Source organism: Dickeya sp. NCPPB 3274, assembly GCF_000406205.1.
Taxonomy (GTDB): domain Bacteria; phylum Pseudomonadota; class Gammaproteobacteria; order Enterobacterales; family Enterobacteriaceae; genus Dickeya; species Dickeya fangzhongdai.
The window spans coordinates 2,874,022-2,899,590 of the sequence record NZ_CM001979.1 but is presented as its reverse complement, the minus strand read 5'-3'; the positions used below and the strand labels follow the sequence as shown (position 1 = coordinate 2,899,590).

Genomic DNA, 25,569 nt, shown 5'->3' with positions numbered 1-25,569 from the left:
CGTACCAGGGAAGGTGCCGGGGCAGGGTTCGCCAGTTGGCTCCTTCTGCAGTTACGTGCTGTAGCGCTATCGATGCACGCTATCGGCAGTGCTGTAGCACATTCTCTAGAAACACAATGAGTGGATGAAAATGACGAAACAATTACAGGATGTTGTTGAGGATGTTAATGCTATCCCGTTAGAGAAATTAAACCCTGCGCGTCGGGATCGGTTTGTGAATGCAACTGAATTGCCGGTGTTTGAGCGTCTCAGACGTGAAGACCCGGTGCATTTCACACCGGAAAGTGAGTTTGGGCCTTACTGGTCACTGACACTGTGGGACGATATTCGCACGGTTGGAAATAATTATCGCGATTTCACCTCCACCCAGAATATCGATCTGAAATCGCTTGAAGAGAAGGAGAAACTCGAAGCGGCGATGCAGGCTCTGGGCCATGAACGGCGGAAAAATGTGGGTTTCATCACCATGGATCCCCCCGAGCATACTAAACACCGCAAGGCGGCGGCGCCGTCGGTAGCCCCCTCCAGTCTGGCTCAAATGGCGCCGATAATGCGTGAGCGTGCGGGAATTATTCTCGACGGCTTGCCGATTGGCGAACCCTTTGACTGGGTGGATCGGGTCTCCAAGGAGATGACGGCGACGGTGCTGGCAACACTGCTCGATTTTCCTTTTGAAGAGCGCCGTAAGCTGACGTATTGGTCTGACCTGCTGATGTTTGAGCCGGGACATGGTCTGGTGAAAAGCTGGGCGCAAAAGGCGGAAGAAACCGTTAAATGCTACCAGGTCTTTGAGGAAATGTGGGAAAAACGCCGCAATGCACCGCCAAGCTATGACCTTATCTCAATATTGGCGCAGCATCCCGACACGCGCGATATGACGTTAGAACAGTACCGTGGCACCATTGTTCTGCTGATTATCGGTGGTAACGACACGACGCGTAACACGATTTCAGGCAGCCTTTACTTGCTGGATAAATATCCCGCCGAGTTTGCCAAGCTTAAGGCCAATCCTAAGCTGGTGATGCCAATGATATCGGAAACGCTGCGTTTTCATCCGCCAGTCAATTTTATGAGCCGTGTCGCCACCCGCAATGTTGAAATTCGTGGCAAAAACATCCAGAAAGGCGACCGTGTCGTTATGTGGTATGCGTCCGGCAACCGCGATGCCTCGGCGATTGAAGAACCTGATACCTTCAGCATCGACCGTGAACGTGCCCGTCGGCATCTCTCCTTTGGTGTGGGTATACATGCCTGTATTGGCAGTCGGCTGGCTGAAATGCAACTGACGATTATCTGGGAAGAGATTCTCAAGCGTTTTTCCAGAATAGAGGTGTTGGAAGAGCCGGAGCGTAATTACTCTAATTTTTTACATGGTTTTGAAAATCTGAAAGTCATCATTCATAAAGAATAACTTTCTTCATCGGAATGTGGTGCCAGCACCAGTGGAATATAGTCGGAGTATCATTTAAATAACCGGGAATGGGACGGCGATATCCGTAGATCCTTATCGGCATCGCCGTAACTGGAATAATTGATTGTTTTAATATTTTCGTATGCGACGAGGGCGAAATAATACCGACTGGATGGGTTTTTGTAGAAAGTTATAGCTTTAATTCTAACTGATAGTTGCGCATGAGAAATACAGTTGATTGGAATACTTAACTGTTAGCATCCGGCGGATATGTTCATGTTGGTAAGGGAGACTCGTGGATATGCGAGATGAAAATTATTTAAACGACTATTTTAGTAGTGCTAATGAGTGCTTTATAGGAAGCGAGGTGAGGGATGTCAGGCCATCAAAGCTGTATTTTGATGACCTTAAGGTCGGTCAGGTTTTTCATAGTTCCGAGTATTATGTCAGTGCGGAAGAAATAGCTGAATTTTCGATAAAATATGACCCGCAGCCCTTTCATATAGACGATAAACTGGCAAAGGATTCCATCTTCAGAGGCCTGGCGGCGAGTGGCTGGCACACAGTAAGCATTACCATGAATCTACTGGTTAAAAGCTTGCCTCTGGCACATGGCATCATTGGTAAAGGGGTTGAGAAGATCAGCTGGCTTCGTCCTACGCGGCCCGGTGATATATTACGAATAAGGGCAAAAATTACTGGAATAGATATCTCCCCTGCCAAACCGGACAGAGCGTTGATGACGATTCATATTTCTACCATTGGTCAGGATAATAAAGTTCGTCAGGAGTTACTCGGTAAGCTTCTTATATTTCAGGGGGGCGACGTGGCCAAGACGCCTTAATCATTACACTGTAATGAGGTTGCATGGTATGAATGAATCTCTCATGCTTACTGTTTTTGCATAACGGTAAGTCTCCCATAACGACTGACATTAAGGGATTAATTATTGTCTTCTGAACTGATTGATGAAAAACCAAACGCCTTGCTGCAAGGTTCAATAGTGCGCTCACTGGTCAAAATAGGCGTTCCTGTTATTTTGTCCAATCTTTTACAGTCAGGATACATCATGATTGATGCTTTCTGGGTCGGGCGTTTGGGTGATAAATCCGTGGCGGCAATATCGGTAAGTCAGCCCATCATTTTTCTTGCTTTTGCGTTAGGTATTGGCTTGAGTATCGCGGGCACTACGCTGGTCGCGCAGTGTGTCGGCGCCCGTTTGCATCAAGACGCAAACGATATTGCGGCTCAGGTATTCATGCTGTCGTTGCTATTTTCAATACCTATCTCGGCGGCAGGGTATTTTCTTGCACCCTGGATGTTGCACTCGCTCGGTACTCAGGAAGAGGTCTTTCCGTTCGCACTCAGCTTTTTGCGCGTTATCATCAGTGGCTTAATATTTACCTTTGGCTTTGCCATGCTGCAATCCTTGATGAGGGGCGCAGGCGAAGTCCGTATCCCATTATTGATTACGTTGGGTACACTGATTCTTAACGCCGTCATGGATCCGCTATTTATCTTTGGTTATGGGATTATTCCCGCATTTGGCGTAACGGGGGCCGCTATTGCCACTCTCATTAATCAAGGCATTGCGATGGCGGCTGGGCTGTTGGTATTACGGTTTGGTCGTATTGGCCTTAGGATCTATTTCCGCGCGATGAAACCCAGATGGGATATGGTTAAATCTGTCGTTCGGCTGGGAATGCCATCGTCAATTGAACTGTGTGCTCATGCATTGGGCGCGAGTGGTATGATGACCCTGGTCACCGGGCTGGGGACTGCGGTTACGGCGGCTTACGGTGTCGTTAATAATATTAATGCACTGGTTATTGTACCTGCCATCGGTATGTCAATTGCTACAGCAACGCTTGTTGGACAAAATATTGGCGCTGGACAATTTAAGCGCGCACATGCCATTGGCCGTTTGAGCGCAACGATCTCATTTCTAACCCTGACCACTATTGGCCTGATAGGGTTCGTTTTTACACCTTATATTATTGGGTTATTCGCACCCGATCAGACCCAAGTTATTTATTACGGAACGAATTTCTTTCATATTATCGCGCCAGGTTATGGATTAATTGGGTTACAGATGGCGCTAAATGGCGCCTTTCGCGCCACAGGACGCACTATGACGACCATGATACTGGCGTTGGTTTCTCAATGGCTGATTCAGATCCCGCTGGCATGGGGATTATCCCACTATACCTCGCTAGGTATCTCCGGCCTGTGGTGGGCATTTCCGATCACTAACCTATTAATGACAGCGATAACGATTATTTTGTTTGAACGGATTGATTGGGAACGCTCAAGGCTGAGCCATTCAATGACATCATCTGCTCAGTAACAATCTGGAGTCGAATTCACCTGCATTCAGGATGGACTTGACGGTGGACTTAAAATCGTTGGATTTGGGCGGATTCGATAGGTGTTACTAGAACAGAAGAAGATAAGAATTATCTTCTTTTCAAGACACTATAGACGCTAGCGTAGGCCTATAGAACATGAAATGGTGCGACCGAGTGGACTCGAACCACCGACCCCCACCATGTCAAGGTGGTGCTCTAACCAACTGAGCTACGGTCGCAAATTGACGTGTTCATTTATCGGTGTTTAAGGTAAGTACATGATAAATCATGCTGTTTCCCTTCCCGTTTTGAACGGGCGCTATTATGGCCTTGCACTGATGCAATGACAAGTATTTTGTTGCCATCCCCACATCGAGTGCTGAATGTTTGGCCTGATTGAAAATCATTGCCGAAAGTAAGCAGAACAATCGCCGGTATGTTTTTGTCCTGCTTGCTTACGGTGCGTTCAGCGACGGCTTACAACAGCATTTCGCTGCCGTTAATCAGAACACAGAGTCATTGTGTGCAGCGGGCACCGCCGCGAGTTTTGAGCTGGCTAGCGTATCCGAATATACCACCGTCAAGCCAATCCATATAAAAATAGTGGAATGTCTTATGCCATGACAATTACGTGGTCGGGCGTGAGATCAAAACCATTACCGCCGGGTGTTCGTAGGGATTTCAGCCAAAAAAAGCGGCAACGATGGATTACGATTAGCGCTCCGCCAGGCCAAAACTTGTTCCACATACGGGCTGTCGTCGAGATCGCGATAGATAACGCCCGCCACGCCGATTTTGGCTACGGACTGCGGCACCAGCGCGATGCCCAGGCCTTCAGCGACGAAACTGATAATGGTTTGCTGCAACTGGGCTTCCAGCCTGAATTGAGGGACGAAACCGCCCGATCGACAATAGCCTTCTATCGCTTCCCGCAGCATTGGCGCAACGTCGTGCGGCGCGGCGATCAACGCTTCTTCCTGCAAATCACCCGCAGCAAGCGCGCCGCGACTGCTCAGCGGGTGGCCGGCATAGATGGCGAGGCATAAGCGCTCCCGATGTAATGCGATGGTCTCTATCCCCTTAATCGGGCCGGGATTAAACATGATTCCGGCGTCGAAGCGGCCGCTGAGCACGGCATCGGTAAGTTCGCCGGGAATGATTTCACGAAGCTCCAGATGAACATGCGGATAACGGGTAATAAAACGCCGGGTTAAGTCGGGAACACTGGTATAAGCCGCGTGCATCATGAAACCGATAGCCAGACTGCCCAACTCTCCGCGGTCGGCGAGCCGGGCATTGCGGCAAGCCTGATCAAAAGCCGCTATGGCGGCGCGGGCATCCTCCAGAAAGATTTTACCGGCGTGGGTTAATGTGGCTCCGTGGGCATGGCGTTCCAGTAAGCGTGCGCCCAGTTCGGTTTCAAGCGCGGCAATCTGTCTGCTTAACGGCGGCTGGCTGATATTAAGACGCTGCGCCGCGCGCCCAAAGTGCTGGGTTTCGGCTAACGCAATGAAATAGCGGATGTGTCGAATGTCTATCATGATACCAAAAAGGTATCATGGTGGGCCTTAAAACGCATTGGATTATATCGTGGCCGCCTTTTACATTGTGTTTTTCGAATAGAAACCGGCGCTTTCCATGCTGTCAACGTTTGCTGTTGCATTACCCATTTTCGCACTTATTTTTGCCGGCTGGTTTTTCCGTAAACTCGGTATCTTCGGCCCGAATGCCACCTCAGAACTCAACCGCTTCGTCGTGTATCTTGCGCTTCCCGCACTGCTTTTCGACATTATCGCGCATGCGCGCTGGTCTGATGTATGGCAGCCCGGTTTTATCATGGCGTTTGGTCTTGGCGCGGTGCTGGTATTCGCGGTTACCCTCATGTTTCAAATTTCCCGCTCGCGGCATCTGGCCGATGCCGCGCTGGACGCACTGAATTCAAGCTATGCGAACACGGGGTTTATGGGTTTCCCGCTGGCGTTGGCGTTTCTGGGACCGACGGCGATGGCGCCGACCCTGATCGCGACGATTATCACGGTCTGCGTGCTCTTTGCGCTTGCGATCGTGATTGTTGAAACGGGGATCCAGACCGAGAGGCGGCGCGCACAACTGGCGGCGAAAGTCGCCGGGGCATTGGTGCGTAACCCGCTACTGATCGCGCCGGTGGCGGCAATGCTGGTTCCTCTTAGCGGGCTAAGCATTCCACAACCCATTGACGTCTTTCTGAAAATGCTGGGCAACACAGCTTCGCCTTGCGCCCTGATTGCGCTGGGGCTTTTTCTGGCTAACACGTCCCGTAGCGAGCCTTTTCAACCGAATGTTATCGTCGGTCTGCTGGTCACGTTAAAGCTGGTGCTGCACCCCGTTGTGACCTGGATTATCGCTGCGAAGGTGTTGGGTCTTCAGCCGTTGCTGATCCATACCGCCGTGCTGCTGGCTGCGTTGCCGACGGGAACCGGGCCCTTCATGTTGGCGGAGTTTTACCGCCGGGAAGCACGCATTACCTCGCGAACCGTCCTGTTTTCCACCATTATTTCGATTCTGACGATAACGCTTTATCTTTCCTGGATTCATCCGGAAACCTGACTGACGAGGGTATTTATCGCCGGTCGGAATGGCTGGGCGGTATGTTAATTCGCTTCATTTCCCAAGACAGACGAGCAGGGCGGAGATGTTGGCGGTGCGCACTTGACGTGATGCTGGCGGACAGAAGGCCGATAGGCTGATGGGGAAACCGTGCTGTGCCGGTGTTGTCGTCACGCCCGCATTTAAACGCGGGCGTGCAACCGGCTATTACTGCGTACTAAGTTAATACGTACTGAATTAATGCGTACTGAATTTCAGGCCGATAATTCCCGCCACAATCAGTGTCAAACTGATAATACGCGGCGGGCTGACGGATTCGCCAAACAGGATAATCCCTGCCAGCGCGGTACCCACGGCGCCGATTCCCGTCCAGATGGCGTAAGCCGTACCGGTCGGTAAATTTTTTAGCGCTAAGGAAAGTAGCCCGATACTGGTGAACAGCGCGACAACGGTAATAACGCTGGGGACCAGACGGCTAAAGCCGTGGGTATATTTCAGGCCGATAGCCCAGACGACCTCTAATAATCCGGCAAGAAAAAGAATTAACCAGGACATGTCCACTCCATTATGGATAATGGGGTCGTCCCCACCACAACAAAAACGCTTGCAGGTCGTCCAGCAAGGCGGAAAAGCCGAATGGCTTTTCTGACAGGATTAACGCTTACGGTTTATTTTATTTCACTGAGGTTTATTCCCGGCAGTCAGAACCGATGAGAGTCATCTCAATGCTGACCCCGGGCATCATGCGTTGCAGACCATCGCTCAACCGTTCACCCGCGTCATATAATGCCTTCAACGGCATCACCGGCAAGCTTTCCAGAATAAACCACATTTGGCGGGTTTCTGAATTCAGCCGCGTTCTGACTCCCTGACGCCAGTTCCAGCGACGACAGGTTGCGCCTTCATCATCCCGCCAGATAACCTCTCCCGGTTCGGGGGACTCCTGAGCCGGCAGGCCGTCCTTCATGGTGTCGAACCGCTCGGTGCCATCTGCAATCGTCAGTCTGGGCGAACCGACATAGGCCGCGAGGTTTTCGCCGCCCACGGGGATTGCATATTGGAGGCTAATGGCGTTGTAGAGATCCACCACCGGATCAATGCCCGGCATGCCGCCATCGCGCAAAACACGTTTACGCAGCGCTTCGGCTGAGCACGGGGTACGTTGTGGTTTAGCGCCGAACTTCCTGAAAACATCAGCCCAGGCGGCAAGGTGTGCATCAGCCCAGTTTGCTTCTCCCGCAATAACCGATTTGCAGGCAGCGGTCAGCGCTTCATCAGCGATACCAGGATCAGTGATAGGCGTTGCGGCAGCGGTGATGCTCAGCGCCCGGAAACCCGGTGCCAGTATAGCAACACTGGCGTCGATTGACGGTAAAACGGAAAGCATTAGATAATCCTAAAATGACTAATTTATTTCACATTATCGACCGATGACCAAAAAAGTCAATATATCGACCGAATCGGGTGCGGATATCCAGACGGTGAGCGAAGCCGTTTCCCGCAGAATTAAAGCGCACCGGAAAAAGCAGAAACTCTCGCTGGATGAGCTTTCAAGACGCGCCGGCGTCAGCAAAGGTATGCTGGTGGAGATAGAGAAGTGCACGGCTAATCCCAGTATCGCCATGTTGTGTAAGATCGCGGCGGCGCTTGGTTTGTCCGTCGCCGATATCGTCAACGTGACGGACGCTCCGGCGGTATACCTGATCGAACAGGGAAATATTCCAACGTTATGGAACGGCCCTCACGGCGGTACGGCGCGTCTGCTGGCGGGGACCAGCGGCCCTAACATGATAGAACTGTGGCGCTGGGAGATGTTCCCCGGTGAAGTATTCGAGTCGCCAGGTCACCCCCAGGGGACGCTTGAGCTGTTCCATGTTGAGAGCGGGATGTTGAGCATGAAGGTGGATAACACCGAGCTCATTATTCCTGCCGGGTGTTCAGCGGTGGCAAGAACCGATGTGCCGCATCGCTACGCAAACGCAAACGATAGCACACTTATTTTTACGATGACGGTGGCTGAACTTCATCAATAGCCGGGATAGTGGGCGTTACCGGCATTGGTTCCGCCAATATGCTCGATATTTAGCATCAGCAGTGCGTTGAGATAGCCATATGTTAAGACAGCTGGCGTCACCGGTTTTCCCGCTGGCGCTGGTTTGCTGTGATCATCAGGAAGAAAACAAACTGGAAAGCGTTAACGCAAATGAACCGTGGGAAAGCGTATCGGTACAATAGGGGAATCAGAATTTTTACGTCGTTATAAACATTGGCTGAATGTTTATATCTATAGAAGATGAAATGGTGCGTTCAATTGGACTCGAACCAACGACCCCCACCATGTCAAGGTGGTGCTCTAACCAACTGAGCTATGAACGCATCGTGTTATTGAAACTGTCAGGGCGACAGCGGGGACGAATATTAACGGGCTATAGGGCCGCTGGCAAGGGGAAAAATGCAAAATTCCCGTTAGATCACACTGAGTGACGAGCTTGTAAGCAGAGCGCCGAAAAAAACGGCGCTCTGCCGCCATCAACGAATCAACGTGCCGCCCGCGCCAGAATGCGCGCCGGCGATTGGCGTTGCACCCAACGGATCCGCAGCACCATCATGGTGGCGGAGGAGGTCAGGCCGATGATGAACCCCCACCAGAACCCGGCCGGTCCCATCCGCGGCACCAGTATGTCGGTCAGCGCCAGCGTATAGCCGCTGGGCAGCCCCAGCATCCAGTAGGCGATGAAGGTGATAAAGAAAATGGCGCGGGTATCCTTGTAACCTCGCAGTACGCCGCTGCCAATGGTCTGCACCGCGTCGGAAATCTGATAGACCGCCGCCAACAGCATCAGGTGCGAGGCCATCGCCACCACATCCGGGTTTTTGTTGTAAAGCATGGCGATGGGTTCACGCAGCGTGATGGTAAAGATAGCCGTACACATCGCCAGCAATACGCCGGTAGCGATACCGGTACGCGCCGCTACCCGGGCCGCCTCCGCCGAACCTTCGCCCAGCCGGTGGCCAACGCGAATAGTGGCGGCGACGCCGACAGACAGCGGCAGCACGAACATCAGCGAGCTGAAGTTGAGCGCGATCTGGTGGCCCGCCACATCAACCACCCCGAGCGGCAATACCAGCAGCGCGACAATCGCAAACAACGTCACTTCGAACAGCAACGCCAGCGCGATGGGCAGCCCCATGCCGGACAGACGCTTGAGTACGGCCCAGTCCGGCTTCAGCTGGGTTTTGAACTGGCGAATGTCTTTCAGCCAATAGGCATGGCGGGAATAGGCCGCCATCATCAACATCATCATCCAGTATACCGAGGCGGTCGCCACCCCGCAGCCGACGCCGCCCAACTCCGGCATGCCCAGCTTACCGTGGATAAAAACGTAGTTGATGGGAATGTTGATCAACAGGCCGATAAACCCGATTACCATCCCCGGCTGGGTTTTGGATAAACCTTCGCACTGGCTGCGAAACACCTGATAGAACAGGTAACCGGGCGCGCCCCACAACAATGCGTGCAGGTATTTCACCGCCTTGTCGGCCAGCTCCGGCGCGCCGTCATGCATCAGATTAATGGCGTATTTGCCCTGATAGAGCACGAACATGGTCAGAATGGAGATAGCCGCGGCCAGCAAAAACGCCTGCTGAGTCTGATGAGCGATACGATCCCGGCGTCCGGAACCGTTGAGGTTGGCCACTACCGGCGTCAGCGCCATCAGCAAACCGTGACCGAACAGGATGACCGGCAGCCAGATGGAGGTGCCCACCGCCACCGCCGCCATATCGGTGGCGCTATAGGAGCCCGCCATGATGGTATCCACCACACCCATTGAGGTTTGCGATACTTGCGCGATGATGACCGGAATAGCCAACGCCAGCAAATGGCGGGCTTCTGATAAATACTTCTGCACGAAAACACCTTCCTAAAGCAGGATGGAGAGAGATCTCTAATGGGGAGAGAAAGGCAATCATCCTTTATTTATAAAAAAAGATGAAGCATTGTAACGATTTGCCAACAGTAAACCAATGACTGACTGAGCGGGAGTGATCCTGTTTGGTTTTCCTGAGGATATGGTGCACACTGCCAGACATTAGTGAACGTTGTCTCTCCCGAGCGCAGGCTCGCCGCGCCATATCACTGTAGCGTCACGTTCACGCTTATTACTGTTCAGGAGGCAAGACCAGCACCATGTTTACCGGTATTGTTCAGGGCACGGCGACCGTCGTGTCGATTAATGAAAAACCCAATTTCCGCACTCATGTCGTTCAACTGCCGCCCGAACTGTTGCCGGGGCTGGAAACCGGGGCTTCCGTAGCGCACAACGGCTGTTGCCTGACCGTCACCCAAATCGATGGCGATCGGATCAGTTTTGACCTGATCAAGGAGACGCTGCGGTTGACCAATCTGGGCGAAGTTAAAGCCGGCGATCGGGTTAATGTGGAGCGCGCTGCTAAATATGGCGACGAAATCGGCGGGCATGTGATGTCCGGCCATATTATGTGTACGGCGGAGATTGTGAAAATCCTGACGTCGGAAAATAATCACCAGATCTGGTTCCGGTTGGCTGATGAATCGCAGATGAAATATGTGCTGCACAAAGGCTTCATCGGCATTGACGGCATCAGTCTGACGGTGGGGGAGGTGACCCGCAGCCGTTTTTGCGTGCATCTGATTCCGGAAACGCTCCAGCGCACGACGCTGGGTCAGAAACGACTGGGCGACCGTATCAATATTGAAATCGACCCGCAAACCCAGGCCATCATCGACACGGTCGAACGCGTCCTGGCCCGTCAGGCGCAGCAGCAACAGGAGCAGGCCGCGGCGCAGGCGGAGCAGGGCGAATAAGCCCTTCCTTCCCTGACACGTTCTCCCATATGAAAACCGGCAGCCAGGCTGCCGGTTTTTTGCTATTTAGCTGCGACGCGTTAGGTGCGACTCGCCCGATGCCGGTGATTATCTGGGGACTCGCAAGCCACCTTCCACGCCGTCCATGCTGAACAACACCTGCCAGAGTTGAATGTTGCGGGCGCGAAACGCGCCAGCGAAGCTGTTGAGATAATAGGTGAACATGCGCTGGAAACGCTCGGAGTAACGCTCGGACAATGCTGGCCAGTGCTGCTGGAAGCGGTGATACCAGGCCATCAACGTGCTGTCGTAGTCAGCACCGAAGTTATGCCAGTCTTCCATCACCAGATACGGCTCGCTGGTTGCGGCGATTTGCTCTATCGACGGCAGGCTGCCGTTGGGGAAGATGTACTTGGTGGTCCACTTGTCTCCCGTTGGCGTAGGGGTGTGAGTGCCGATCGTGTGCAGCAGGAACAGCCCATCAGGTTTAAGATTGCGCGTTACTATCTGGAAGTAGGTATCGTAGTTCTTGGCGCCGACATGCTCGAACATGCCGACGGAAACAATGCGGTCAAACTGCCGGTTCAGGTCGCGGTAGTCCTGCAGCAGGATGTTCACGTCCAGATCATGGCAGCGCTGTTGCGCCAGTTTTTGTTGCTCGCGGGAGATGGTCACGCCGGTGACGGCAACGCCGTAGTGACGTGCGGCGAATTCCGCCAGCCCACCCCAGCCGCAGCCGATATCCAGCAGGGTCATACCGCGGCGCAACTGCAGTTTTTCGCAGATCAAGCGCAGCTTGTCCTGCTGTGCCTGCTCCAGGGTTTCGGCCTGTTTCCAGTAGCCGCAGGAGTACTGCATATAAGGGTCGAGCATCAGGGTGAAAAGATCATTACCGAGGTCGTAATGCTCCTTGCCCACGATCCAGGCCCGATGGCGGGACTGCAGGTTGGTCAGCCGCGCCATCAGGATCCGCAGCGTATCGCGCCAGCGGTGGGGTAGTTGGTTTTCCAACCCGGCGCGCAGCACGCGGTGGAAAAACATGTCAAGCCGCTCGCACTCCCACCAGCCATCCATATAACTTTCGCCCAGTCCCAACGAGCCTTCGCGCAGCACGCGCTTATACATGTCGGGATTTTTTACCTGAATATCAAACGGGCGCGAACCGTTAATGACGATGTCGGCGGCCGACAGCATTTCATTAACAATCTGGAACCAGGATAGGTTAGGGCTACCCAGTTCCTCCACATAAGATGAACTCATAACTTCTCCCTACCTTGCCGGAAAAATGCCTTTGCAAGGAACAATATTAGACAAATGTACCCACGGAGGGCATTCGGTGGACTCAATCCATCGTCTACCCCTGAACGTCTCAGAGGAAAATAAGAGAAAAGCCGGTACGAAAGTCATCTATCCCTGGCCGTAACAAAAAGCCGCAGCGGTCAACAGGCAGGATAGAAAAAGTAAGGCGATGCGTGAGGCCGAAAGCATCGTCTGATCATGATTATTGTCGTCAACGACAGTGACAAGTGTATGACTGCTTTAACCCGACGACAAGATTCGTTGGGTTAAAGCAGCACGTTAAGTTATGAGCTCAACAGCGATAGCGTGCGCCGGCGCCAGGTGTGGTGCGGCCTGCCGCTTGATTGAATAGCCAGACAGAGATAACGGAATCGTCTGAATTTTAACGACGGTAATCGAGGAACGGGCCGTCGGCGACGGAGCGGCGTTCGATCAGCGTCGGGTGCACTTCAATGGTCTGGGCTTCCTCGCGTTTGCTGGTAATGCGGTCGAGCAACATCGAGAATGCCGCCTGTCCCAGCCGTTCCTTGGGCTGGTGGATGGTGGTCAGCGCCGGGGTAAAATACCGGGAGTGACGGACATTGTCATAACCGATCACCGAAATATCCTGCGGTACGCGCAGCCCCAGTTCGTCGGCGGCGCAAATGGCGCCCATCGCCATGATATCGCCGCCGCAGAACACCGCGGTCGGTCGCTGTTTCTGGGCCAGAATCTGGTGCATCGCCTTGTAGCCGGATTCCGGCTCGAAGTCGCCCTGAACCACCCACTCTTCCCGCAGCGGAATGTCGGCCTCTTTCAGCGCTTTCAGGAAACCCAGGTAACGCCCGCTGCCGGTATTGCGCCCCTGAGAACCGGGAATGGCGCCGATGTCGCGGTGGCCGCGTTCAATCAGGTAACGCCCGGCCATGTAGCCGCCGGCAAACGCGTTATCGATAATGGTATCGGTAAAATCGCTGTGGGCTTCGCCCCAGTCCATCACCACCATCGGGATATGGCGGTAATCCACCAGCATGGACAGCAGCTCCGGCGGATACTCGGCGCACATCACCAGCAGGCCGTCGACCCGTTTTTGCGCCAGCATGGACAGGTAGGCGCGCTGTTTGTCCTGATTATTATGGGAGTTGCACAGGATCAGCGTGTAGCCTCTGGCGTAGCAGCTGTTTTCCACCGCTTCGATGATTTCGGCGAAATAGGGCGCCTCGCTGGATGTCGCCAGCAGGCCGATGGATTTGGTGTGGTTGACTTTCAGGCTGCGGGCCACCGCACTTGGCGAATAATGCAATTCATCGATGGCCGCGCGCACCGCAGCCTTGGTCTCTTCGGCGACGAAACGTGTTTTATTGATCACGTGTGATACGGTTGTGGTCGAAACGCCCGCGCGTTTTGCCACATCTTTGATCGTTGCCATCTAAAGTGACTCCTGAACTCATCTGTTACAGTAGCTTGTCTGTTACAGCAGTAAATATGTTGTTAATCGTTTGCCTGCGTGAATTCTTCTCCTGCCAGACAACAAGGCAACATTTCAGGAGGAGACATGCCGAGGTGTGTAGCTTGAAGGGAGGGCTGACGCTTCGACCAACGCAGTGTATACAGTAAACTGCGGATTTTGGCCGATTTAGAGCAAAAGTGGAAGAGGCAATTCGTTTTATCTCTGTGACGCAGAAACCGGTTTTTTGACGCCCGCCGGGTGATAATAGGCCTATGCTTTATAATGTTTCCCCGCCTGCCGGGATTGGGGTTTGATTCAGACATGACAGGATGATGGCGATCATCAGTCACATACAGGAGAATACTATGGATACCAATTTGAAAATGTCGCTGTTCACCACCGTGGCTTCACTGGCGATGATCATCATCTTTAGTCTGACTGCGGTAATGAACTGACGGCGTGGCACTGGCGGCGCCTGGAACCTCAGCAGTACATTCGTTGCCGTCAAAGACAGATATCGGAAAACAAAAAGGGGCGTGATGCCCCTTTTGCCGTATTGATAATCGCCACTCCCGCGGAAGTTTCTTAACGAATGGTTTTCGGCGTGACCACGCGACGGGCGCCGACGTAATGATCCTGCCAGTAGTCTTCGCTCAGTTTGCTGATTTTGATGTCGGAGCCGGAACGCGGCGACTGGATGAAGCGACCATTGCCGAGATAGACGCCGACGTGGTCGGCGGCGCCGCGATTGGTTATCCGAAAGAATACCAGGTCGCCGCTTTCCAGTTCGCTTTTCTTGATAGGCGCGGCATCACGCAAGTGGAACATCTCATTGGCGGTTCGCGGGATCGGGATTTTCACCACATCTTTATACGCGTAATACACCAGCCCGCTGCAATCAAAACCGGAGTAGGGGGTCGTGCCGCCCCAGTGATAGGGTTTGCCGATTTGGCTCATCAGCTTATTCATAGCGGTCAGTTTGGCATGCTGGTAGCGCTTTTGGTGAGCGGCGCTGATGGTCAGCGCGGCTTTATCCTGGCGGCCTTTTTTACTTTTGCTGTGTGGTGATGCGGCAGCGGTTTCTTCGTCGGCGACGGCCGACTTGCCTTTTTTACCTGCCGTTTTGGCAATCACGGTTTCGTGCGCCTTATGACTGCTTTTCGCCGGTGTCGGGGTGTCCTTTTTCGCGGTTTTGCTGGCTGGCGCTTTAGCCTGAACGCGTTTTTCCTGCTTCTGTTGCTTGCTGGGTGTGTGGGCCGCGGCCGCGGTGGTCACCGGTTTTTTATCATTGTGCGGTTTGACGTTTTTATCGTGAGCGGCGGTCGTTTTGGCAGGTGCGGTTTTGGTGGTTTTTTCCGGTTTTTTGTCATGAGTGGGCGCCGCACCCTTTTTGGTATTTTTGGCAACCTTGCTTTTTTTGGATTCCTCAATAGCTTTATTCGCCGTTTCCACGCCGGTTTTGCGCGGCAATACCGCAGCGCTATGTGGATTAGCCTGTGCCAGGTTAAAAAACAGATTACTGAAAAATAATAAGAAGAGCGTAATAAATAAACGCATGATAATTCTGACCGAATGTTGTCCTCAATCGTTCAATCTTCACAGTATTCCCGAAAATGACCTGATAAAAAAGTGGGGAATAAGGCATTGTTACTACAAAATAGTGAGAAAACGTTAACAACGGAGCTTGCTGCTTAATTATCAGCCGATTCGGCGTTGTTTTGTTCTGGCGCGCGACCAGCCGGACAAAACCCTACAAAAGATAGCGTTTTTTTGTGGCCGTCGCTATCGTTAGAATACAAAACAACAGAAGCGGCACGGCACGGTATGCCGCGAGTCACATGAACAGCCGTTGATGGGCTGGTCATCACGCCCTTGAGGAAGCAATAGAATGACGACAACGACACTTGAAAAGATTCAGCGTCAGATCGCTGAAAACCCGATTTTGCTGTATATGAAAGGTTCTCCCAAACTGCCGAGCTGTGGTTTTTCTGCCCAGGCGGTACAGGCGTTGTCGGCGTGCGGCGAGCGTTTTGCCTATGTGGATATTCTGCAGAACCCGGATATCCGCGCTGAATTGCCCAAATACGCTAACTGGCCGACGTTCCCGCAGCTGTGGGTGGATGGCGAATTGGTTGGCGGCTGCGACATCGTGATTGAGATGTACCAGCGCGGCGAACTGCAGCAACTGATTAAAGAAACTGCCGATAAGTACCGATCCCAGCAGGCGGATCAGCAGTAATCCCCTTCTATATCAGGCAGCCCGGCGCTGCCTGATGTCGTTTTAATCGTTACGATTATGGTGCTTTGATACCGCAAGGCGTCTGCACGGTCATACGCGTCCGCGCAGCTTTATTCTTCACTGCCGACAGCCAGCGGCGCTTCGGTATCGGTTCCCGATGCCAGCGGCCAGCCGCCCATACGCTTCCAGCGATTGACCAGTTCACAAAATAGCTGCGCTGTCCGTTCGGTGTCATAGAGCGCCGAGTGCGCCTGGCTGGCGTCGAATGGTATCTCCGCCGCAATACAGGCTTTAGCCAGCACCGTCTGTCCCAGCACCAGCCCGCTGAGCGCAGCGGTGTCGAAGGTGGCGAAAGGGTGGAATGGGTTGCGCTTCAGGCCGCAGCGTTCTGCCGCCGCCATCAGAAAGCTGTGATCGAAGGTCGCGTTATGGGCCACGATGATGCCGCGATTGCAGTTCTGATCTTTGATTCCCTTACGCACGGCCTTGAAGATTTCATGCAGCGCTTCATATTCGCTCACCGCGCCACGCAATGGATTGGCAGGGTCGATGCCGTTAAAGGCCAGCGCTTCGGGCCGCAGGATAGCGCCTTCAAACGGTTCGATGTGAAAATGCAAGGTTTCGTCCGGCTGTAACCAACCGCTTTCATCCATTTTCAGCGTTACGGCTGCAATTTCCAGCAGCGCATCGGTTTTCGCGTTGAACCCGGCGGTTTCCACATCGATAACAACAGGGTAAAAGCCACGAAAACGCGCGTTCAGAGCGTTCAGGTTATTTTTCTCAGCCATTCGTTTCTTATTTCTTCAGTAACATGCAGTGCGCATTATGGCAAATTCCGGCGGGGGATGCAGCAGCCGTGCATGACGGCGAATAACCGTTCCCCCGAAAGACAGGCGCCTGTCGGCACCTGAACAGCAAAGGCGGGATGATCAGTTGCCCAGTCCCTGACCGGCCTGTGAATGTTCGATCAGCTCGATCTTGTAACCGTCGGGGTCTTCAACGAAGGCGATAACGGTGGTGCCGCCTTTGACCGGGCCCGCTTCGCGGGTAACCTTGCCGCCGGCCTGACGGATACGTTCGCAGGCGCCCGCTACGTCATCCACGCCCAAGGCGATATGACCGAAGGCGGTGCCCAATTCATAGCTTTCCACGCCCCAGTTGTAGGTCAGTTCGATCACCGCGCCTTCGCTTTCCTCGGTATAGCCGACGAATGCCAGAGAATATTTGTATTCCGGATTGTCGCTGGTGCGCAGCAGGCGCATGCCCAGTACCTTGGTGTAGAAATCGATAGCGCGCTGCAGGTCGCCAACGCGTAGCATGGTATGAAGTAAACGCATAATGACCCCTATTTTGATCAGTGGGTTAACCGTCATGGGCGATACCGGTTGTGTTCCGGTACCGCCTGAAACAACAGGGCCTGAGTATAACGTCGTTGCCGGGGGGAGTCCAAACCTGTGGCCGGGCGCCGCTTTGCAGGTGTGCTTGCTGAAAAAAAGACGTGATAAGCGGGAAAATGGCAGTTAATTGCGCGCTAACGTTACGGAAAGCTTGCCAGTGACGGCAATCAAGGTTTCAATAAAGACGTCAGATGAGGAGGTCCTGTGGCTGAGCAGCTCGAACTTTTTCCTGTTCCCAACCCTTGCCGGGGTATCTGCCAGGCGGATGACCGGGGCTTTTGTCGTGGTTGTTTTCGAAGCCGCAGCGAGCGTTTTAATTGGGGAACGATGAGTGATGTGCAAAAACAGGATGTGCTGCGTTTGTGTCGACAAAGGATGAAACGTTCGCAGCGAAGCGAAAAAAATTCAGCACCCTCCGAGCCGGATCAACCAGCCTTGTTTTAACCGGCATGGTGATATTTAATGATATAAATTAAGTTCAAGATCATTTTTAATTAATTATTATTTGCTAGAATAGATTGATAACAATAAGACATTTTTTATTAGACTTTCGTTTTAAATCAGAGTTGATTGCAATCCAGGGAAGTTGCTTAGTATGCTAACTATAAGGAGAAGTGATGGAATTGCCGTTAGGTTCTGATTTAGCCCGGTTGGTTCGTGTATGGCGCGCTTTGATTGATCATCGATTAAAGCCTCTGGAGCTCACGCAGACGCACTGGGTCACGCTGCATAATATTCACCAACTGCCTCCGGGGCAGTCCCAAATTCAGCTAGCCAAAGCGATAGGAATAGAACAGCCTTCGCTGGTGCGTACGTTGGATCAACTTGAAGACAAGGGGTTAATTACCCGGCACATCTGCGCCCACGACCGACGCGCCAAGCGTATTCTGCTAACAGATATGGCGGATCCTATCATTCAGGCCGTTAATGACGTTATTGATCAGACACGCAGCGAAATATTAAATGGTATTACCCCGGAGGAAGTGGATGAGTTGGCCACTATTATCTCCAGGTTGGAAAAAAACATTTTGGCATTACATGAGAGCCAGTCTTAATTAATAGAAAAAGTAAATGTCTTGGCGGGCGAATTCGAATTCCAGGCAACATATACTTTAAATAATTCGCGTTGCAGAACAAAACGCTCTCGTTTTGAACAGCGCAAAGCGTTGGGCGCATTATGAGCCTTAACGCGGCGACCGGTGGAATTCTCAGGCGCTTACATAAGTAAATGACTGGGATAAGCGGTAACTTCGCCGGGAGCAGGGTTGAATGCGGTTTGTCGCGGCCCCTAAGGGGCGAGGCCCATGGATGGGCTAGTAATAAAGCCGGCGCACCTGCAACGCGAAGTATGACAAGTATATGGCGTGAATGATGGTTATCTGGATATATCGAGCCGAATTGATGACATTAGACAATCACCACCCGGCGGGTGGTGATTGATAATCTAATCTTAGCGCGGAGAGACGGTGATGGAACGGCCGTTGCTGGCCATTGCCACACGTTGCCCAGCGTGGAATTTGGTATCGCCCTGTTTTTGCACCACCATGATGGTGCTGCCGTCGTCTTTACGGATTTCCAGCTCCACACCCTGAACGCGGTTGACCGCGCCTTCAATGCTGTTACCGGCAACGCCACCGGCAACCGCGCCTGCGGCTGTCGCCAGATTGCGGCCAGTACCGCGACCGACGGTATTACCGACCAGCCCGCCCAGTACGGCGCCGCCGAGGGTGCCGATGACGTTGCTGTCTTCACCGGCCTGAATCTGTACCGGACGGGTGGAGACAACGGTGCCGTAGGTTACAGTCTGAACCTGCTTGGCTTCGGATGCACTGTAAACGTCTCCTGACAGGGTGCTGGTATTGGCGCAGCCGGCCAGTGTGATACCTGCTAAAGTGATCACGAGAAAACGTTTCATCATAGAAAGACTCCTGTTTATAGCTGTGTCTGTGTCGGGGGCGCAGCCTAAGCCGACGAATTATCTATTGTCACATTATGGTGTGGTCGAACGCACCATTCTACTGTTTCAATTGATGTTAAGGATAGAATAGCGTGCCTAAATTGATAATAAACGCGCTATAAAGTTCCCTGTGAATCCCGCTTTTTCTGAAAAACCGTGTCAAATGGCGATTTTTTACCTACGCTGGCATCAGTCTGACAAAAAAGACAAAATCTAAATCCAATATACCGACAACGCGCCTGAATCGCCTGGTCATTTGAGGCCATTTCGTGACAGACGGTTATTTTACAAAACAAAGGTAATCCGATGAGGTCTGGAAGATATATTGGTGTGATGTCCGGCACCAGTCTGGATGGTGTCGACGTGGTGCTAGCCGCCATTGACGAGCACACCGTCGCACAGCAAGCCAGTTATTGCCACCCGATTCCGCCGGCGATTCGCCAGACGATACTCAGCATGAACCAGGGCCAGGCCGTGACGCTCTCCGAGTTGGGGCGATTGGATACCCGGCTCGGGGCGCTGTTTGCCGAAGCGGTACAGGCGCTGCTGCGCCAGACCGGGTTGAACGCGAGCGAGATTACCGCGATTGGCTGTCATGGGCAGACGGTCTGGCATGAGCCGGACGGCGACGCGCCTTGCACCATGCAGATTGGTGATTGCAACCGTATCGCCGCGGTGACCGGCATCACTACGGTCGGCGATTTTCGCCGCCGCGACATGGCGTTAGGCGGGCAGGGGGCGCCGCTGGTGCCGGTATTCCATCACGCGCTGTTGCAGCATCCGGTGGAGCGGCGAATTGTGCTGAATATCGGCGGGATCGCCAACATTTCGGTGCTGGTGCCGGGGCGCCCGGTAAAAGGCTATGACACCGGGCCGGGCAATATGCTGCTGGATGCCTGGGTGTGGCGCAACCGGGCGCAACCATACGATAAAGACGCCGCCTGGGCGTTAACCGGCCAGGTGGACAACGCGTTGCTGAGCCACATGCTGTCCGATCCCTATTTCGGGTTGCCGGCGCCCAAGAGCACCGGGCGCGAGTATTTCAATCTGGCGTGGCTGGAAAGACAACTGGCGGCTTTTCCTCGTCTGCGGCCTGAAGATGTGCAGGCCACGCTGGCGGCGCTGAGCGCGGAAACCATCGCCGGGCAAGTGCTGCTGACCGGCGGTTGCGAACGTGTGCTGGTATGCGGCGGCGGGGCGCGCAACCCGCTGCTGATGAGCCAGCTGTCGGCGCGTCTGCCGGGCATTGAGGTCAGCGCTACCGACAACTTCGGCATCCGTGGCGATGATATGGAAGCGCTGGCGTTCGCCTGGCTGGCGTTCCGTACCCTGTCGGGGTTGCCGGGCAATTTGCCGTCTGTTACCGGCGCCAGCCGCGAAACCGTGCTGGGCGCCATTTATCCGGCGATGACCGTGTAATCGGATTTTGCCGAGAGGTCCGTCCGCGGTCTGTTGATAGACTGCTCCGTTATTGGATTTGTCCGGATGGGACGCCGGGATCCGCTAATAACAGGAGAAAAATAGAATGAAACCACTGCTGATTGCCGGTGTAGTGCTATTAAGCGGCTGCGCTTACTTAATGCCGGCCGCGAAGCCGCAGACCTTTTACTACCAGTGCGGCACCATGCCGCTCACCGTCACCCTGAACCCCGGTCCGCAGGGCGACAGCGTGACCTTCCTGCTGGATGGCGAGTCTCACACGTTGCCCCAGGTGCCCGCCGCGTCCGGCATGCGTTACAGCGACGATCGATACGCCTTCTGGAGTAAGGGAAATCAGGCGTTTATCGTGCGAGGCGACAGAATCATCGTCAATGACTGTGTGCTGAAGTAATCCATGTCCATGCCGTTGCGGGCGTTGAGATTTTGGCGACGCGGGCGCAGAATGAGTCCTCTCTATTTCTCGCCCGGTTAGGCAACGGCAGGACCTCATGACCACAGAACACGATGACGCGCACAACCCTGACACCCGAAACCGCGTTGCGATCGCGCCCGGTAAAAACACCGCTGTCGATATCGCCGATTTACGGCGCGAATACACCCGTGGCGGGCTACGTCGCCACGATCTGACCGACAACCCGCTCGATCTGTTCGAACGCTGGCTAAAGCAGGCTTGCGAAGCGCAACTGGCGGATCCTTCCGCGATGTGTGTGGCGACGGTCGACGAGCAGGGCCAGCCTTATCAGCGTATCGTGCTGCTGAAACACTATGATGAAAAAGGCATGGTGTTCTATACCAATATGGGCAGCCGCAAGGCGCAACAGTTGGCGGTGAATTCCCGTATCAGCCTGCTGTTTCCCTGGCACACGCTGGAGCGTCAGGTCATCGTGCTGGGCAAGGCGGAAAAACTGCCGATGCTGGACGTGATGAAGTATTTCCATAGCCGCCCGCGCGACAGCCAGATCGGCGCCTGGGTTTCAAAACAGTCAAGCCGCATTTCCGCTCGCAGCATGCTGGAAAGCAAGTTCTTCGAGATGAAGCAAAAGTTTCAGCAGGGCGAGATTCCGCTGCCGAGTTTCTGGGGCGGGTTCCGCGTCACTATCGAGTCGATGGAATTCTGGCAGGGCGGCGAACACCGCCTGCACGATCGTTTTCTGTACCAGCGCGAGGGCGATGGCTGGACAATCGACCGGCTGGCGCCCTAAATCACCGGAATTTGTTGCGCTAAGCGCTGGCACTCCCGGTGTCGGCGCTTTATTCTATGTCACCCTGAATTTTTCTTTCGCCAAAGAGGCGAAAAGTCGTGTACCGGCAAAGGTGCAGTCGTTTATACATGGAGACTTTGATGGCAAGCAATCTGATTCAACAATTGCAAGAGCGGGGCCTGGTGGCCCAGGTAACGGACGAGGGCGCGTTAGCAGAGCGACTGGCGCAGGGGCCAATTGCACTGTATTGCGGCTTCGATCCGACTGCCGACAGCTTGCATTTGGGACATCTGGTGCCACTGCTGTGCCTGAAACGCTTTCAGATGGCCGGTCACAAACCGGTGGCGCTGGTGGGCGGCGCGACGGGGCTGATCGGCGATCCGAGTTTCAAAGCCGCCGAGCGTAAGCTGAATACCGAAGATACGGTGCAGGAGTGGGTGGAAAAAATCCGCCGTCAGGCGGCGCCGTTCCTGGATTTCGACTGCGGCGACAACAGCGCCGTGGCGGCCAACAACTATGACTGGTTCGGCTCCATGAACGTGCTGACGTTTCTGCGCGATATCGGCAAGCACTTCTCCGTCAACCAGATGATCAACAAAGAAGCGGTCAAACAGCGCCTGAACCGGGACGATGTGGGTATTTCGTTCACCGAATTCTCCTACAACCTGCTGCAGGGCTATGACTTCGCCTCGCTGAACGCGCTGCACGGCGTGGAGTTGCAGATTGGCGGTTCCGACCAGTGGGGCAACATCACCTCCGGGATCGACCTGACCCGCCGTCTGCATCAGAAACAGGTATTCGGCCTGACCGTTCCGTTGATCACCAAGTCTGACGGCACCAAGTTCGGCAAAACCGAAAGCGGCGCGGTATGGCTGGATCCGAAGAAAACCAGTCCGTACAAGTTCTACCAGTTCTGGATCAACACCGCTGACGCTGACGTATACCGGTTCCTGAAATTCTTCACCTTCCTCGACATTGAAACGATTAATGCGCTGGAAGAGGAAGACAAGAACAGCGGCGTGGCGCCGCGCGCTCAGTATGTGCTGGCGGAAGAAGTGACCCGTCTGGTGCACGGCGAAGAGGGATTGACCGCGGCCAAGCGCATCACCCAGAGTCTGTTTAATGGCAACCTGAGCGACCTGACCGAAGCGGATTTCGCGCAGCTGGCGCAGGACGGCGTGCCGATGGTTGAGCTGGCGACAGGCGCTGACCTGCAGCAGGCGCTGGTGGATTCCGAATTGCAGCCCTCCCGCGGGCAGGCGCGCAAGACTATCGCTTCCAACGCCATCACTATCAACGGCGAGAAGCAGTCAGATCCGGAATACGCCTTCACGGGCGCCGATCGTCTGTTCGGGCGTTACACCCTGCTGCGCCGGGGCAAGAAAAACTATTGTCTGGTCTGCTGGAAAGACTGATTGATCCACCAAAGGGAGCGAAATGCTCCCTTTGTTTTTTAGGCGCGCTCCCCGCGTTCTGCGCCATGATGGGAGACGGGCTGACAACACCGGATAGCGCCGCATCGGTTACGCGCCGAACGGCGGAACAAAGGCAACGCGCGGTTTTATAGCAAGCTGCTTTATAAAAACAAGCACATCGCATTTGAGCAGGCAAGGGTAGTCACTTTCATGAAAAACATACTGTCGATTCAGTCTCACGTGGTTTTCGGTCATGCCGGCAACAGCGCGGCGGAGTTTCCCATGCGCCGGATGGGCGTGAATGTCTGGCCGTTGAATACCGTGCAATTTTCCAACCATACCCAATATGGTCAGTGGACCGGCTGCGTGATGCCCGCTGAACATCTGACCGAGATTGCTCAGGGCATCAGCAATATCGATCACCTGAAGGACTGCGATGCGGTATTGAGCGGGTATATCGGTTCGCCGGAACAGGGCGGGCATATTCTGGAAGTGGTTCGCCGGGTGAAAGCCGCCAACCCGCGCGCCATCTACTTCTGCGACCCGGTCATGGGGACGCCGGAAAAAGGCTGCATCGTACCGGCGGGCGTGACCGATTTTCACTGTAATCAGTCACTGCTGGCGAGCGATATGATTGCCCCCAACCTGCCGGAGCTGGAACTGCTGAGCGGCCGTGCCGTGCACACGGTGGATGAGGCGGTGCAGGCCAGCCGCGAGCTTTGCCGGCGCGGGCCGAAGCTGGTGCTGGTCAAGCATCTGAGCCGCGCTGCCGCCAGCAAGGACAGCTTTGAGATGCTGCTGGTGACGCCGGAAGATGCCTGGCATATCCAGCGTCCGCTGGTGGATTTCGGGCCGCGCCAGCCGGTTGGCGTGGGCGACCTGACCAGCGGCCTGCTGCTGGTGAATCTGCTGAAAGGCGTCGCGCCGGAAAAAGCGCTGGAACATACCACCGCGGCGGTCTATGAAGTGATGTTGGTGACGAAAGAAATGGAGCAGTACGAACTGCAACTGGTGGCGGCACAGGATGGCATTGTGCAGCCACGCCATCATTTCCAGGCCGTTCGTCTCTAAACGGCCATCAGTTCAACAACGGGGCGTGGCGTCCCGTTGTGTTCCTCTGCCTGGTATCCTGCTATCAGAGGGCGTCAGTATTTGACGTCAAGTCCTTCCGCCGTCAACGCTTTTTCCACCGCCGGCCGCCCGGAGACGCGCTCCAGATAAGCCGTCAGCGCCGGGAACTGAATCAGGTCGAACTTCAGATCGTGCGCCCAGCGACAGATGGTGAACAGGTAGGCGTCGGCGACGCCAAAGCGGTTGCCCACCAGGTAGTCGTGCTCGCTTAATACCTGGTTCAGATAGCGGAAACGTTGCTCCAGATAGCTTTTCAGCAAATCTTTGTACAGCTCCGGCGTGCCGGGGCGGAACAGCGGCGTGAAGGATTTGTGCAGTTCAGTGGAAATGTAGGCCAGCCACTCGATGGCGCGATAATGATGAATCGTGCTGGACGGCGCGATCAGATTGTATTGCGGCGCTTTGTCCGCCAGATACATGGCGATGGCAATGGTTTCCGTCAGAATGGCGCCGTCATCCAACGCCAGCGCCGGTACCATGCCTTTCGGGTTGATCAGCAGGTAGTCATCGCCCTGTTCGGTTTTTTTGGTGCGCAGGTCGACGTTCACCAGCGTGAACTTGGTCCGGGTCTCGTGCAGAATAATGTGAGGAAACAGTGAGCAACTTCCCGGTTTGTAATAGAGTTTCATTCGCCATTCCTTCAGTAAACGTCTTTGCGGTGAGTCGCAGTGTCAGGTAAGGGTGTTAACAACGGTAAACGTTTTCACACGATCGTGTAAATCATATTGCAATAAATCAGTAGAGCTGGCTGTGCGCGGCATCGCAAGATAAGAGTGCTGTGAAATCAACGTACTGCCGGGCCATCGCTTTCTCCCGACATCCTTGTCCAGGGATAAACTGTCTCCTTTCTGTTGTTATCGGTTGCATCG

General features: G+C 54.0%; 26 protein-coding genes and 2 tRNA genes. 15 read left to right on the top strand and 13 right to left on the bottom strand.

Going from position 1 to position 25,569, the window contains the following annotated elements:
- The first annotated feature begins 130 nt into the window (after nucleotides 1-130).
- The 3 genes from solI (at nucleotide 131) to solL (ending at nucleotide 3,758) form a co-directional block, all read left to right on the top strand.
- Nucleotides 131-1,411, top strand: coding sequence for a solanimycin biosynthesis cytochrome P450 SolI (gene solI, locus DXX3274_RS13115; protein ID WP_042862111.1), 1,281 nt, complete (start codon nucleotides 131-133; stop codon nucleotides 1,409-1,411).
- Nucleotides 1,412-1,712: 301 nt separating this feature from the next.
- Nucleotides 1,713-2,255 (top strand): MaoC family dehydratase, encoded by a 543-nt coding sequence (locus DXX3274_RS13110; RefSeq protein WP_050569876.1) that lies wholly within the window; start codon nucleotides 1,713-1,715, stop codon nucleotides 2,253-2,255.
- Nucleotides 2,256-2,360: 105 nt separating this feature from the next.
- Complete coding sequence (solL, locus tag DXX3274_RS13105) at nucleotides 2,361-3,758, top strand: solanimycin export family MATE transporter SolL (RefSeq protein WP_042860129.1); 1,398 nt, start codon at nucleotides 2,361-2,363, stop codon at nucleotides 3,756-3,758.
- Nucleotides 3,759-3,921: 163 nt separating this feature from the next.
- Here solL and DXX3274_RS13100 read toward each other — a convergent pair.
- Both DXX3274_RS13100 and DXX3274_RS13095 read right to left on the bottom strand, forming a co-directional pair.
- Nucleotides 3,922-3,998 (bottom strand) — tRNA-Val (locus DXX3274_RS13100).
- A gap of 417 nt (nucleotides 3,999-4,415) precedes the next feature.
- Entirely contained in the window at nucleotides 4,416-5,300 is an 885-nt protein-coding gene (locus DXX3274_RS13095) for a LysR substrate-binding domain-containing protein (protein ID WP_042860128.1), read from the bottom strand.
- 97 nt (nucleotides 5,301-5,397) lie between these two features.
- Here DXX3274_RS13095 and DXX3274_RS13090 point away from each other — a divergent pair, with 97 nt between their 5' ends.
- Nucleotides 5,398-6,345: an AEC family transporter gene (locus DXX3274_RS13090; protein ID WP_042860127.1), complete on the top strand. Its 948-nt coding sequence runs from the start codon at nucleotides 5,398-5,400 to the stop codon at nucleotides 6,343-6,345.
- A gap of 237 nt (nucleotides 6,346-6,582) precedes the next feature.
- Here the strand turns inward: DXX3274_RS13090 and sugE are convergent, their stop codons facing one another.
- Nucleotides 6,583-6,900, bottom strand: a complete 318-nt coding sequence (sugE, locus tag DXX3274_RS13085; RefSeq protein ID WP_038668235.1) for a quaternary ammonium compound efflux SMR transporter SugE — start codon at nucleotides 6,898-6,900, stop codon at nucleotides 6,583-6,585.
- A 133-nt stretch (nucleotides 6,901-7,033) separates the two neighbouring features.
- Nucleotides 7,034-7,732, bottom strand: coding sequence for a B3/4 domain-containing protein (locus DXX3274_RS13080; protein ID WP_042860126.1), 699 nt, complete (start codon nucleotides 7,730-7,732; stop codon nucleotides 7,034-7,036).
- Nucleotides 7,733-7,775: 43 nt separating this feature from the next.
- Between DXX3274_RS13080 and DXX3274_RS13075 the strand changes: the two genes are divergently transcribed.
- Nucleotides 7,776-8,378: a helix-turn-helix domain-containing protein gene (locus DXX3274_RS13075; RefSeq protein ID WP_042860123.1), complete on the top strand. Its 603-nt coding sequence runs from the start codon at nucleotides 7,776-7,778 to the stop codon at nucleotides 8,376-8,378.
- 266 nt (nucleotides 8,379-8,644) lie between these two features.
- Here the strand turns inward: DXX3274_RS13075 and DXX3274_RS13070 are convergent.
- Together DXX3274_RS13070 and DXX3274_RS13065 are read right to left on the bottom strand one after the other, a co-directional pair.
- A tRNA-Val gene (locus DXX3274_RS13070) sits at nucleotides 8,645-8,721 on the bottom strand.
- A gap of 161 nt (nucleotides 8,722-8,882) precedes the next feature.
- The gene (locus tag DXX3274_RS13065) at nucleotides 8,883-10,256 is read right to left on the bottom strand and encodes an MATE family efflux transporter (RefSeq protein WP_042860122.1); all 1,374 of its coding nucleotides are present in this window, start codon (nucleotides 10,254-10,256) and stop codon (nucleotides 8,883-8,885) included.
- 278 nt (nucleotides 10,257-10,534) lie between these two features.
- On the opposite strand from DXX3274_RS13065, the gene DXX3274_RS13060 reads away from it, so the two are divergent.
- Complete coding sequence (locus tag DXX3274_RS13060) at nucleotides 10,535-11,191, top strand: riboflavin synthase (protein WP_042860121.1); 657 nt, start codon at nucleotides 10,535-10,537, stop codon at nucleotides 11,189-11,191.
- Nucleotides 11,192-11,299: 108 nt separating this feature from the next.
- Here DXX3274_RS13060 and cfa read toward each other — a convergent pair whose 3' ends face one another.
- Nucleotides 11,300-12,451 carry a cyclopropane fatty acyl phospholipid synthase gene (gene cfa / locus DXX3274_RS13055; protein WP_042860120.1) on the bottom strand — a complete coding sequence of 384 codons (1,152 nt, stop codon included), beginning with the start codon at nucleotides 12,449-12,451 and terminating at the stop codon, nucleotides 11,300-11,302.
- 421 nt (nucleotides 12,452-12,872) lie between these two features.
- Nucleotides 12,873-13,898 (bottom strand): HTH-type transcriptional repressor PurR, encoded by a 1,026-nt coding sequence (purR, locus tag DXX3274_RS13050; protein ID WP_042860119.1) that lies wholly within the window; start codon nucleotides 13,896-13,898, stop codon nucleotides 12,873-12,875.
- 386 nt (nucleotides 13,899-14,284) lie between these two features.
- Between purR and DXX3274_RS23785 the strand changes: the two genes are divergently transcribed.
- Entirely contained in the window at nucleotides 14,285-14,374 is a 90-nt protein-coding gene (locus tag DXX3274_RS23785; protein ID WP_193747032.1) for a YnhF family membrane protein, read from the top strand.
- A 130-nt stretch (nucleotides 14,375-14,504) separates the two neighbouring features.
- Here DXX3274_RS23785 and DXX3274_RS13045 read toward each other — a convergent pair whose 3' ends face one another.
- The gene (locus tag DXX3274_RS13045) at nucleotides 14,505-15,476 is read right to left on the bottom strand and encodes a C40 family peptidase (RefSeq protein ID WP_042860118.1); all 972 of its coding nucleotides are present in this window, start codon (nucleotides 15,474-15,476) and stop codon (nucleotides 14,505-14,507) included.
- Nucleotides 15,477-15,807: 331 nt separating this feature from the next.
- Between DXX3274_RS13045 and DXX3274_RS13040 the strand changes: the two genes are divergently transcribed.
- Nucleotides 15,808-16,158 (top strand): Grx4 family monothiol glutaredoxin, encoded by a 351-nt coding sequence (locus DXX3274_RS13040; RefSeq protein ID WP_038668251.1) that lies wholly within the window; start codon nucleotides 15,808-15,810, stop codon nucleotides 16,156-16,158.
- A gap of 110 nt (nucleotides 16,159-16,268) precedes the next feature.
- Here DXX3274_RS13040 and rnt read toward each other — a convergent pair whose 3' ends face one another.
- Nucleotides 16,269-16,946, bottom strand: a complete 678-nt coding sequence (rnt, locus tag DXX3274_RS13035; protein ID WP_042860117.1) for a ribonuclease T — start codon at nucleotides 16,944-16,946, stop codon at nucleotides 16,269-16,271.
- Nucleotides 16,947-17,087: 141 nt separating this feature from the next.
- Entirely contained in the window at nucleotides 17,088-17,495 is a 408-nt protein-coding gene (gene gloA, locus DXX3274_RS13030; protein WP_033569846.1) for a lactoylglutathione lyase, read from the bottom strand.
- Between the two features lie 264 nt (nucleotides 17,496-17,759).
- Between gloA and DXX3274_RS22885 the strand changes: the two genes are divergently transcribed.
- Nucleotides 17,760-17,999, top strand: coding sequence for a DUF1289 domain-containing protein (locus tag DXX3274_RS22885; RefSeq protein WP_071603953.1), 240 nt, complete (start codon nucleotides 17,760-17,762; stop codon nucleotides 17,997-17,999).
- A gap of 173 nt (nucleotides 18,000-18,172) precedes the next feature.
- A complete protein-coding gene (gene slyA, locus DXX3274_RS13025; RefSeq protein WP_038919414.1) occupies nucleotides 18,173-18,610 on the top strand; it encodes a transcriptional regulator SlyA in 438 nt (145 codons plus the stop codon).
- Between the two features lie 395 nt (nucleotides 18,611-19,005).
- On the opposite strand, the gene DXX3274_RS13020 is transcribed toward slyA, so the two are convergent.
- Complete coding sequence (locus DXX3274_RS13020; protein ID WP_013318322.1) at nucleotides 19,006-19,473, bottom strand: glycine zipper 2TM domain-containing protein; 468 nt, start codon at nucleotides 19,471-19,473, stop codon at nucleotides 19,006-19,008.
- A gap of 345 nt (nucleotides 19,474-19,818) precedes the next feature.
- On the opposite strand from DXX3274_RS13020, the gene anmK reads away from it, so the two are divergent.
- From anmK to pdxY, 5 genes are all read left to right on the top strand, one after another.
- Nucleotides 19,819-20,931 (top strand): anhydro-N-acetylmuramic acid kinase, encoded by a 1,113-nt coding sequence (gene anmK, locus DXX3274_RS13015; RefSeq protein WP_042860116.1) that lies wholly within the window; start codon nucleotides 19,819-19,821, stop codon nucleotides 20,929-20,931.
- A 106-nt stretch (nucleotides 20,932-21,037) separates the two neighbouring features.
- Nucleotides 21,038-21,343: an MliC family protein gene (locus DXX3274_RS13010; protein ID WP_042860115.1), complete on the top strand. Its 306-nt coding sequence runs from the start codon at nucleotides 21,038-21,040 to the stop codon at nucleotides 21,341-21,343.
- Between the two features lie 97 nt (nucleotides 21,344-21,440).
- The gene (gene pdxH / locus DXX3274_RS13005) at nucleotides 21,441-22,154 is read left to right on the top strand and encodes a pyridoxamine 5'-phosphate oxidase (protein WP_238556042.1); all 714 of its coding nucleotides are present in this window, start codon (nucleotides 21,441-21,443) and stop codon (nucleotides 22,152-22,154) included.
- A 137-nt stretch (nucleotides 22,155-22,291) separates the two neighbouring features.
- A complete protein-coding gene (tyrS, locus tag DXX3274_RS13000; RefSeq protein WP_038669566.1) occupies nucleotides 22,292-23,569 on the top strand; it encodes a tyrosine--tRNA ligase in 1,278 nt (425 codons plus the stop codon).
- A gap of 210 nt (nucleotides 23,570-23,779) precedes the next feature.
- The gene (pdxY, locus tag DXX3274_RS12995; protein ID WP_042860114.1) at nucleotides 23,780-24,640 is read left to right on the top strand and encodes a pyridoxal kinase PdxY; all 861 of its coding nucleotides are present in this window, start codon (nucleotides 23,780-23,782) and stop codon (nucleotides 24,638-24,640) included.
- A 74-nt stretch (nucleotides 24,641-24,714) separates the two neighbouring features.
- On the opposite strand, the gene gstA is transcribed toward pdxY, so the two are convergent.
- A complete protein-coding gene (gstA, locus tag DXX3274_RS12990; protein WP_042860113.1) occupies nucleotides 24,715-25,329 on the bottom strand; it encodes a glutathione transferase GstA in 615 nt (204 codons plus the stop codon).
- Nucleotides 25,330-25,569: the final 240 nt, after the last annotated feature.